Raw genomic sequence first — 10,587 nt, 5'->3', positions numbered from 1 at the left:
TATGGCTACTGATAGTCAGAAAAAAACTAAATATAAGTATTTAGGAAAAGGGGGAAGTGAAGCTCATATTGATGCAGTTGAAAAAATGACTCGAAGGAATCTTATTGATGAGTTGGAGAGAGTTGTTTATTCCCTTCAAGAAAGTTATTTAGATATCTGTTTCGGTGGAGAAATTGAACCAGACCCATCCTATGATTTTCAGGATGATAAATAATTTCAAAAACAAAGATAATTCCAGTATGAATTCGGTCTTTAAATCTTAATTTCAGTAGTTAGTGTAAATATTACGCTAACTTTTTTTGTCCAAAGTCCAATAAATATAGGACTTATATCATATCCGCTGAATAGTGTAATAAAAAACTTTCTTCTTTTTTCCTCCTGACTCCTGATGACTGACTCCTCCGTAGCTCGTGTACTTATGGTATAAAAAGAAAACGTAGAAATGTTCTCCAAAATATCCCTGTATATTATAAAGTCTACTATTCAACATGAAAAAAACTCTATTTTTAAATCCCCCTTCCTTTGATGGTTTTGATGGAGGTGCCGGAGCTAGATACCAAGCAAAACGGGAAATTACTTCTTTCTGGTATCCCACTTGGTTAGCTCAACCTGCTGCTCTAGTTCCTGGAAGTAAATTGGTAGACGCTCCTCCCCATAACCAAACAGTGGAAGATGTGCTGAAAATTGCTAAAGATTATGAACTGGTAATTATGTACACCAGTACCCCTTCCCTCCCCAATGATGTTAAATGTGCAGAGGCAATTAAAACTCAAAACCCTGAGACACAAGTAGGTTTTGTTGGCGCTCATGTGGCAGTTTTGCCTGAAGAAACTCTTAAAGATAATCCAATTATTGATTTTGTCTGTCGCAACGAATTTGATTATACCTGCAAAGAATTATCCGAAGGAAAATCTTTTGCAGAAATTAAAGGGTTGAGTTTCCATGATTCTCAAGGCAATATTCACCATACACCAGAACGAGAATTGATTCACGACTGGGATACAATGCCTAGTGTTTTTCCGGTTTATGCAGAACATCTAGATATTCGTAAATATCTAATTGGTTATTTACTCGATCCCTACATCTCCTTATATACAGGTCGTGGTTGCCCTGCTAAATGTACTTTCTGTTTGTGGCCACAAACTATTGGCGGACATCAATACCGGGCTAAAAGTCCCGAAGCAGTAGGGCAAGAAATGGCAGAAGCAAAAGCTATTTGGGGCAGCTCTGTGCGAGAATACTTTTTTGATGACGATACCTTTACTATTGATAAAAAACGAGCGATCGCTATTAGCGAACATTTGAAACGACTGAAGCTAACCTGGAGTTGTAATGCTCGTGGAAATTTAGATTACGATACTCTTAAAGAATTGAAAAATAACGGTCTGCGTTTGCTGTTGGTAGGTTTTGAATCTGGAAATCAACAAATTTTGGATGGAGTCAAGAAAGGAATTAAGTTAGAAGTCGCCCGCAAATTTATGGAAAATTGCCATAAGTTGGGGATTAAAGTTCATGGAGCTTTTATTCTCGGTTTACCCAATGAGAGTAGGGAAACTATTGAGGAGACTATCCGTTTTGCTTGTGAAGTAAACCCCCATACAATTCAAGTCTCGATCGCTTCCCCCTACCCTGGAACAGAATTATATAGTCAAGCTCAGGAAAATGGTTGGTTTACTGGCGATGCTTTGGTTGCTAATTCTGGAATTCAGATGTCATCGTTACAGTATCCTAATTTGTCAGGTAGTGAAATTGAAGATGGAGTTGAGCAGATGTATCGTCGGTTTTATTTTAGACCCAAGTCAATTATTCCTATAGTTGGTGAAATGCTAGCAGACCCGCAAATGTTAGTGCGTCGTTTGCGTGAAGGTAAAGAATTTCTTTCTTATCTGAGAGAACGTCATCAGAGAGCAGCGAGTCATTAATTGGCTAAAAGAAGTCAGATTAATCTACCTGTTTCTCAGTCAAAGCTTTATTCTAATTTTCTTTCTTCTAATTTTTTCAGAAATGCTGTGTTGTTACCACGCACCAGCATCAATTAGTACGATTCCAGGTCGATAACCTCTATCTAAACTACGCTGCTTCATAAAACCTCATATAGTCAGGACTTACGCAAAGACACTATATATAGCGCATAGTAAATAGAGCGATTGCTGACGCAAAGCTCCGCTAACGCTATAATTTTTTTCAGCGATCGCCCAGTATTTCTGATTCTATCTCTATCCATAAAAACTTAAATAACCGTCATTTTAATTGCAGCATATTTGAGTTCAGATACTAGATATTTAGATAATAATTGATGTTTTAGTTGATAAATAGTTTTTCCCAGAATGTTTGCCATTTTTTTCAAATGATTCCAAACCAACATAGCACAAGCAATATGATTTATTTGGATTTTTCTCAGACGACATTGACAGGAACCTAGGCCTGTTAATTGCTTAATTATGGCGTGAAATTATTCGATTTTCTATCTGGTTTGAGATTCAAATTCTACATCATCTTTACTGCATTAGCTCTCGTCATTAGTAGCAATATATTCTGCTGTGTTGGTAGAAACATTTACCCAGAAAGCTTGACTGTCTTGAGTGCGTCTTACATTCTGAGGAGACCTCAGAATTACGCACTCGCTTTTTTATTCCTTGGAAAACCTTTAATTTTAATTATTTTACCTGATATTTTTTCTGATTCATTCCAGCTTAATTCAGCAATTTTTTTATATTTTTCTACACCACCAGTGTCATCTACGTACGCGATTTACCTTGTAAGGGACAATAATAATTTTTTCCTAGGTTATCTATCAATGCCATTAATCTTTGTGTTGCATACCAACTATCCATTAATACAGTTTTAAATAGTAATTTCTTCTTTTTGACCACATTAAATATTATTTATTCAACATGATCTATTTGAGTTTTATTGTCACTATCTGGGTCGTAAATACGATAATCTATTATCCAAAATACTTCGGTTTTGGGATTAAAATATATACAATTAACTATTCCTATACTCAGAATTACTTGATGTACCGATACCACTATATTGTCGTCGCGCAAGTGCCTCTTTTCCTTCGGAATGCTTCGCAAACAGAGGAGCTTTGCTATCAATATAGAATGTCATCATATTTATTCATAAGTTGTTTCTTCTTCCTATTTCCAGGCTGTAATACTATCATTTTTCAATTCCATCAATACCATATCTGCTAGCTCTCCATTAGGCATAGGCCATGATTTATACATAATCTCTCTAACTACAAAACCGAGATTTTTAAACATATTCATTAACCTGTTGTTTGATAACAAGATTACAGCTCCGATTCTTTGAATATATAATTTCAGAAAGGCACAAATAATTAATTTCAACCATAAGTCTCTTTCTAATACCCTCCTTCTGGATATTTTTTAAGTCCAAGCTTTTCTATCCAACAGTTGGCGTTTTTGGTTGACATAGAATTTATCTTGCAAAATTATTACAATGTACCAAAATAGGCGTTGGTGAATCAACATAAGAATTAAGATATTTAGGCGAACCGTAATCAAGGTCTGTAGGGAAGTTGCATGCAACGTCCCTACCTATTCCCTATTCCCTAAACACGAAAATCATAGCTAAATTCACTAACGCCCTAAAATATTATTATAGATTAAGGAAATAATAAATTGACTCAAACTAACAAACTAAAAGCCATAGAATTATTTGCTGGAATAGGTGGTTTTCGCTTGGGAATGAAAGCTGCAAATATTGACACTATTTGGGCTAATGATATTAGTGAACTTTGTTGTCAAATTTATCAAAGTAATTTTAGTAGTGGTTCTATAGTATTAGACGATATTAATAAAATTAATTTATCAGAAATTCCAGAACACGATATTTTAACAGCAGGATTTCCCTGTCAACCATTTAGTCAAGCAGGTAAAAAAATGGGAATTAGAGATAGAGTCAGAGGAACACTTTTTCAACGAATTGTTGAAATAATCCAAGCTAAAAAACCCAAATATTTTTTATTAGAAAATGTTAAAAGAATCTTGACCATGGAAAAAGGGTATCATTTCCGAATTATTTTAAATGCTCTTGCTTCTTTAGACTATTTTATTGAATGGAGAATTATTAACCCGATAAATTTTGGTATTCCCCAGAACCGAGACCGAATTTTTATTTTTGGTACTTGGATTAAATCTATACAAAAGACTCCTGATCTAGAAAAGCTTTCTGTATTTTTAACAGATAATGATCTTGATAATTTACCAGGGAATGACAATAGCGAAATAGAAAAATATATGGAGCCTATTATTAATTTCAGGAGTAAAAATTATCACTGGGGGATTGCTTATCAAAACAAAATGTACAGTCAATCTTTACCTTTAATGCCTGATGTAAAACCCAGAAAAAAACTCAAAGATATTCTCCAAGATGAATCAGAAATAAATCCACAATTTGACTTTACTTCTGATACCCTAGAAAGAATTAAACAGAGCAAAACTGTAAATAGATATTGTAATGGCGTGGAAATATTATATAACCAAGGAGGAGGAGCGCGTCTTGGCTATACAATATTTGGCATTAATGGCGTTACTTCCACATTAACCGCTTCTACTTCTAGACATTATGAAAGATATCAAGTCGGTAATAAATTTCGCCGTTTAACTAATATTGAATATGCTCGTTTAATGGGATTTCCTGATAATTGGTGTCGAGTTGCTAAAATTTACAATCAATATGCTTTATATGGTAATTCAGTTGTGCCTGATTGTGTAGAATGGATAGGCAAAAGAATAGGTCAACAAAATTTTAAGTTTAAGCATCAAACTTGGCAACAGTTAACATTATTTTAATTCAATATTTATCAATATATGAAAAAACTTACCCTACCACTATTTAAAACTGAGGCAGCAATTTTTGTTAGAGATTTAAGTATTACTCCAATTCTTGATTTGTATGGTATTACCGATGGTAAAGCAGTCGGAACTTATGTAGAACAAGCATTCAATAATTATTTAAGAACGAAGTATTTATATACTCCAGGTAGTGCAGCTAGTGGCATAGATTTTCCTGAATTAGAAGTAGATTTAAAGGTAACATCTATACGACAACCACAATCATCTTGTCCGTTTCGAGATGCTAGTCAAAAAGTTTATGGATTAGGTTATAATCTACTTGTTTTTGTGTATGAAAAAATAGATAATCCTGAATTACAAGCAGCAAGTTTGAATATTCAAAATGCAATATTTGTAGCCAAAGAAAGAACAGGAGATTATCAAACTACACGGGGTTTAATAGAAATTATTAGTCGTAATGGTAATCAAGATGATGTAATAGGATTTTTGGAAGACCGTAATCTTCCTTTAGATGAAATAGGGCGTGAAATTTTAGCTGAGAGAATAATTAAACAACCTCCACAACAGGGTTATATTACTATCTCAAATGCTTTGCAATGGAGATTACAATATAGAAGAATTATTGAGCAGGCAGTAATAGGAAATGTAGTTGGAGTAGAAAATATTCTGAATTAATTGAAAGGTCAGTATCGTAGCAGAAAATTTCTCTAGCGCAAATACTGTTCAGATAAGCATTGCCCTATTTTGTCAATTCCATGAATACCATATCTGCTAAATCTCCATTAGGCATCGGCCATGATTTATACATAATTTCTGTAACTACAAATCCGAGATTCTTAAACATATTAATTGAGGCTTTATTTGATAACAAAATTGCAGCTCCAATTGTTTGAATATGTAATTCCTGAAATGCATAAATAATTAGTCGTTTTAATGCTAGGGTTCCATAGCCTTTATTTCTGTATTTTTCATCCAGAATTGCTATACCAATTTCAGCAGTCAACACATCCATATTCAAGCCTTTTAATACTACATATCCAATGGGGAAATTGTCTGGGTTTAGATAAATTCCAAATGGTATAGGCTGACTTTTTCGAGAATAGGGGAAAGCGTAACTTGAAATTGCCTCTATAAATTCTTCTGTCTCGTCAGGTTTAAAGAATGTATTCCAACCTAGTAAATCTATTAAACTTTGGTCTTGATCCAGCTTGATTAAGTTTTTAAGATGACTATTTGTCATAGAAGCAAAAAAAAACTTTGAGTCTGTTGCTTTATGTTCTTGCTCTAATCATATTCTTTCATCCATAAAACTATCTATTTATTGCTTTAATTTAACGATGAAATGAAATCAACAAAATCTCCTGATCAAAGCAATAAACAGAGTTGCTAATCAGAGATTTTAAGTGTTGTTTCATTTCTGGATTAGATAGCAATTTTTCTAAGTCAAACAATTAATAATTAACAATTAAAAATTATCTATTTTTATAAATAAGAGGATTTTCCTCAAGGATTTTTTTTTCTTTTTTCCCCATTAATTGAGAGGCTTTATACCTTAATTTTTCGAGATTTTTTAATGCTGATAATTCCTCTGTTTCCTTTAATTATTGCCAAATTAATTCAAAAATCATGGGTTCAAAAACAGAGATTTTGGAATTTATTAATCTAAATGATCGAATCATCCCGCAAGTATACAACTAGCTTTTTCCATATCTTCCCGACGACCCAAAGTGCTTAGGCGTAAAAAACCTTCTCCACTCGAACCAAACAATGAACCGGGTACACCAACAACCCCTGCTTTAAATAATAGTTCGTTAAAAACATCCCAAGAACTCATTCCCTCCGCTCCTTTTACCCATATATAAGGATTATTAGTACCACCAAAACAGTTCAGTCCAAAAGCTTCTAAACCTTCCTTGAGAATTCTCGCATTTTCTAGGTAGTACTTAACAATTTCTTGACATTCTTTTTGACACTGTTCCGACAAAACAGCAATTCCTCCTTGTTGTGCTAAATTAGAAGCACCCCAAAACCTGATAGATTGACTAATTCTAAACATTTCGGTCAACTCTCCTGCTACAGTGCTTTTAATAGTTAAGTCAACAGGAACTACAGACCAACCTAATCTTAATCCAGAAAATCCAGCCGTTTTAGAAAAACTACCCACTTCAATCGCACATTCAGTCGCTCCTTCTATTTCATAAATACTTCTAGGAATATTCGGATCGGTAATAAAAGCACTATAAACAGCATCAAAAATAATGACAGACTTGTAACTTCTGGCATAGTCAACAAAAGCTTTTAGTTGTTCTTTAGTAGCAACTCCTCCTGTTGGATTATTAGGAAAACAGAGATAAATTACATCTACCTTTGACTCAGGAATATCCGGCACAAAATTATTTTTATCATTGCACTCTAGATAAATAATATTATTTCTACCTGCCAACAAATTTGCTTCTAAATATGGAGGATAAATCGGGTCTTGTAGGGCAATAATATTATCTAAACCAAAGAGTTCCTGAATACCAAAAGTACCTGACTGGGCACCATCACTCACAAAAATTTCCTCTGGTTTTAGATTAATTCCACGAGGTTTATAGTAATTGTGACAGATAGCTTCTCTTAGTTTAATATTCCCATCAAATTCCCCATATCCTGTATAAGTTGATTGATGACCTAACTTCGTTGCAGCATCAACTAAAGCTTCAACAACTTTTGATGGTATGGGATGAGTTGTGTCTCCCCACGCCATCATGTATATTTCTTTTTGGGGATTAGATACTTGATAGTTTTCAACCGTTTTAATTAATTTGTTTTTAATCATATCGGCGAAGGTATCAGAAGTAAACAATTGATTCAGATTTGGATTTGTTGTAGTCATATTTAGGATTTTGGTTATGTTTTCAATACTTATAATTTATGAAGCTGAAAATCTGGAATTATTCGTTACAGAACTCAAGGCAAATATTCCAGATATTGATATCCAGTTCTGGCCAGAAGTAGAGAACCCAGAGAAAATAGAAGCCATATTAACATGGAAACCTCCTCTAGGAATAATGGAAAAATTTCCGAACCTTAAGGGAATTATTTCCCTGGGAGCGGGAGTAGAAGAGATTTTAAGAGACCCTCATCTTCCCCAAAATGTGCCCATTGTTCGTATTGTTGAACCTTGTCTGACATCAAGAATGACTGAATACATCTTATTAGCTGTTCTTCGTTTTCACAGACAAGAATTTCAATATCAAACATTTCAAAAAGCGCAACATTGGGAACCTTTACCTTTACCAGAAACCAGTTCCTGTACGATAGGAATTTTAGGTCTTGGTGTTCTGGGAAAAGATGCTGCTCAGAAACTCAATACTCTTGGTTTTCCAATTCGCGGTTGGAGTCGGACACCAAAGAACATTGATGGTATAGAGTGTTTTCATGGACCAGACCAATTAAAACTTTGCTTGAGTAAATGTCGTGTCCTGGTTTGTTTACTTCCCTTAACTAGAGAAACAGAAGGGATTCTTAATGGTGAAATATTTTCAGCCATGCCTAAAGGAGGTTATTTGATTAATGTTGCAAGAGGGCAACACTTAGTAGAAAAAGATTTATTAGAAGTATTAGATTCAGGTCAACTTTCAGGTGCTTGTCTGGATGTTTTCTCTCAGGAACCTTTGCCTGAAAATCATCCATTTTGGTCACACCCTCAAATTACAATAACACCCCATGTCGCAACTCAAACTGATTCTGAATACTGGACAAAACCAATTGTAGATGCTATTTGTTGCCTTCGTGATGGTCTTCCTTTGCAGAATGTGGTAAATTGTGAACAAGGTTACTAATATCAAATCTGGTTAATGGTTAGACAAGCGAGCAAGATGCTCGCACTCCCTCTACTAATTACGATATGAAGGATCAAGGCGATCGAGCAAACGACAATTAGCTGCCCATACCTTGGCAACCTCCTGTTTATGGAAAGTTGGTTCCTCAAACTGGCAGGCTGTATGTTCGCAAATATCAGGTGGTGGTATAATTGGCTGAGTTCCAGTACCTAGCACGTTGACTTGGATTTCACACGCCTTATTCAGGTTGTACATATAGTAAAATGCTTCAGCAACCGTTCTACCCACAGTTAAAAGCCCGTGATTCCGCATAATTAAAGATTTCTTTGCTCCTAAAGATGCAACAATTCGTTCCCGCTCATCAAGGTCTAGTGATATACCCTCATAATCATGGTACGCAACACGATTATAGAATTCCATGGAAGCTTGGTTAAGTGGCAACAAACCTTCTTCCATCGCAGCAACAGCCATGCCACTCACTGTATGGGTATGGGCGATTGCATGAGCATTAGGACAACCTAGATGAATGGCGCTATGGATGGTAAATCCTGGCGGATTTACGTCAGCATCTGTAGCATCAATTTTGTTGCCATTAACATCAACTCGCACTAGATTTGATGCACATATCTCATCGAAAAGCAGACCATAGGGATTGATTAGGAATATAGCTGGTTCCTCCTGAATACGCACCGAAATATGGCTATGGATCGTCTCCGTCATCCCGTAGTAGTTAACCAAGCGGTAAGCAGCAGCGAGTTCTATGCGCAACTCTTGTTCATTCTCAGGGCAGGATTTAGCTAAAGTTTCTCTGGTTTTAGTAATGCTCATTTGAGTTAACAGTTATCAGTTATCAGTTAGCCTCCTAACGGAGGAGCTATGCTATCAGTACCTCCTAATGACGTAGGAGGCTTGAAATACTGAAGTTTATTTTTTTCATCCCCTTGTAGAGCGACAGCTAGTGGCGCAGCCAAGGGGAGGCTTGAGACCTTATTTTTTTGTCATACTTGTATTGATTAGGACTTACGCAGCACAACGTATTTCCGTCATTGCGACCGATAGGGAAGCAATCTCAAATCCCTGTTTTTCGTACCTTATGCGTAAGTCCTGTTGATATAGCATTTCTCAAGAAGCGTGAGGTACAGTTCTTTCGATCCCCCCTAACCCCCGTTTAACAAAAAGCGCAGCATCCTCTGGCTTCCCCCTTCCCAAGGGGGACGGGAGGGGGATCATTAATGTACCTCACGAGGCTGAAAACTGCTATAGTTACACCTATGTTAATTAGCATTAAAGGAAATCAGCAAAACCTCTTCAGGAAAATAATAAACCGAGTTTCTGAGCAATGAATTGAGGTATTGTTCCATCTCTGGATAAGACAGTAATTCTTCCAAGGTAATCTCGTGCGATTCAGATAACTGTTCTGTTTCCTTATCCTTGTTAAAGCAGTTCACTGTTGCCTCATGTTTGATATAATGCTCTAATGCTGCATGGTCATCAGCTTTGATTGGCTCTTCATAGAATATCCGATGGATTTGATGCTGAATCCCACATTCATCCAGACTCTCTATGACATCTTCAGCAGAAGTAAATCCTTCACCTTTTCCCTCTTTGAAAATTTGTAGGTATTGCTCGTAGAAATCGACGTAAAAAGACTTACGAGTAGCCAAAGCAATAAATCCAACTCCGGTATCCTTCAGCAAACTAGCACACTTTTTCAATACAACCGCCAAATCCTGGCGTGGAATCATATAAAAGCCGTGCATTGACCATAATAAGTCGTAAGCATTTCTTTCTAGATTTGCTGATTGAAATGAACTACCCCGCCGTGTAGACGGACGGGGTTTCTAAGTCCCCGTCAACAAAGTCCGCACTTTGAGATTTTGAGCGCTTCATTTGCCCCAGTTGCCTCATCGAGCCTGTATGTTTACGGGTCGAAT

Annotated in this window: 9 protein-coding genes and 1 pseudogene; 5 read left to right on the top strand and 5 right to left on the bottom strand. The window is 35.9% G+C overall.

Annotation, left to right across the window (positions count from 1 at the left end):
* Nucleotides 1-214, top strand: a pseudogene (locus tag F6K06_RS32345) (hypothetical protein); the annotation flags it as partial.
* A gap of 274 nt (nucleotides 215-488) precedes the next feature.
* On the top strand, nucleotides 489-1,922 hold the full coding sequence (gene hpnJ, locus F6K06_RS32340; protein WP_124147138.1) for a hopanoid biosynthesis associated radical SAM protein HpnJ: 1,434 nt from the start codon (nucleotides 489-491) through the stop codon (nucleotides 1,920-1,922).
* Between the two features lie 963 nt (nucleotides 1,923-2,885).
* Here the strand turns inward: hpnJ and F6K06_RS32335 are convergent.
* Nucleotides 2,886-3,050, bottom strand: coding sequence for a hypothetical protein (locus tag F6K06_RS32335; RefSeq protein WP_287244924.1), 165 nt, complete (start codon nucleotides 3,048-3,050; stop codon nucleotides 2,886-2,888).
* A 600-nt stretch (nucleotides 3,051-3,650) separates the two neighbouring features.
* Between F6K06_RS32335 and F6K06_RS32330 the strand changes: the two genes are divergently transcribed.
* On the top strand, nucleotides 3,651-4,823 hold the full coding sequence (locus tag F6K06_RS32330) for a DNA cytosine methyltransferase (RefSeq protein ID WP_124147720.1): 1,173 nt from the start codon (nucleotides 3,651-3,653) through the stop codon (nucleotides 4,821-4,823).
* A gap of 18 nt (nucleotides 4,824-4,841) precedes the next feature.
* Nucleotides 4,842-5,501: a restriction endonuclease gene (locus F6K06_RS32325; RefSeq protein ID WP_287244922.1), complete on the top strand. Its 660-nt coding sequence runs from the start codon at nucleotides 4,842-4,844 to the stop codon at nucleotides 5,499-5,501.
* A gap of 64 nt (nucleotides 5,502-5,565) precedes the next feature.
* Here F6K06_RS32325 and F6K06_RS32320 read toward each other — a convergent pair whose 3' ends face one another.
* Complete coding sequence (locus tag F6K06_RS32320) at nucleotides 5,566-6,066, bottom strand: GNAT family N-acetyltransferase (RefSeq protein WP_287244920.1); 501 nt, start codon at nucleotides 6,064-6,066, stop codon at nucleotides 5,566-5,568.
* Nucleotides 6,067-6,501: 435 nt separating this feature from the next.
* Nucleotides 6,502-7,704: an LL-diaminopimelate aminotransferase gene (locus F6K06_RS32315; RefSeq protein WP_287244917.1), complete on the bottom strand. Its 1,203-nt coding sequence runs from the start codon at nucleotides 7,702-7,704 to the stop codon at nucleotides 6,502-6,504.
* Nucleotides 7,705-7,720: 16 nt separating this feature from the next.
* On the opposite strand from F6K06_RS32315, the gene F6K06_RS32310 reads away from it, so the two are divergent.
* On the top strand, nucleotides 7,721-8,653 hold the full coding sequence (locus F6K06_RS32310; RefSeq protein WP_287244916.1) for a glyoxylate/hydroxypyruvate reductase A: 933 nt from the start codon (nucleotides 7,721-7,723) through the stop codon (nucleotides 8,651-8,653).
* Nucleotides 8,654-8,707: 54 nt separating this feature from the next.
* Here the strand turns inward: F6K06_RS32310 and F6K06_RS32305 are convergent, their stop codons facing one another.
* Both F6K06_RS32305 and F6K06_RS32300 read right to left on the bottom strand, forming a co-directional pair.
* Nucleotides 8,708-9,481: a class II aldolase/adducin family protein gene (locus F6K06_RS32305; protein ID WP_287244913.1), complete on the bottom strand. Its 774-nt coding sequence runs from the start codon at nucleotides 9,479-9,481 to the stop codon at nucleotides 8,708-8,710.
* Nucleotides 9,482-9,927: 446 nt separating this feature from the next.
* Entirely contained in the window at nucleotides 9,928-10,398 is a 471-nt protein-coding gene (locus F6K06_RS32300; protein WP_287244910.1) for a hypothetical protein, read from the bottom strand.
* Nucleotides 10,399-10,587 lie beyond the last annotated feature (189 nt).

The sequence above is a fragment of the Okeania sp. SIO1H4 genome (genome assembly GCF_010672695.1).
GTDB classification, from domain to species: domain Bacteria; phylum Cyanobacteriota; class Cyanobacteriia; order Cyanobacteriales; family Microcoleaceae; genus Okeania; species Okeania hirsuta.
The sequence above is the reverse complement of the archived record's forward strand: the minus strand, read 5'-3'. Positions and strand labels throughout refer to the sequence as shown.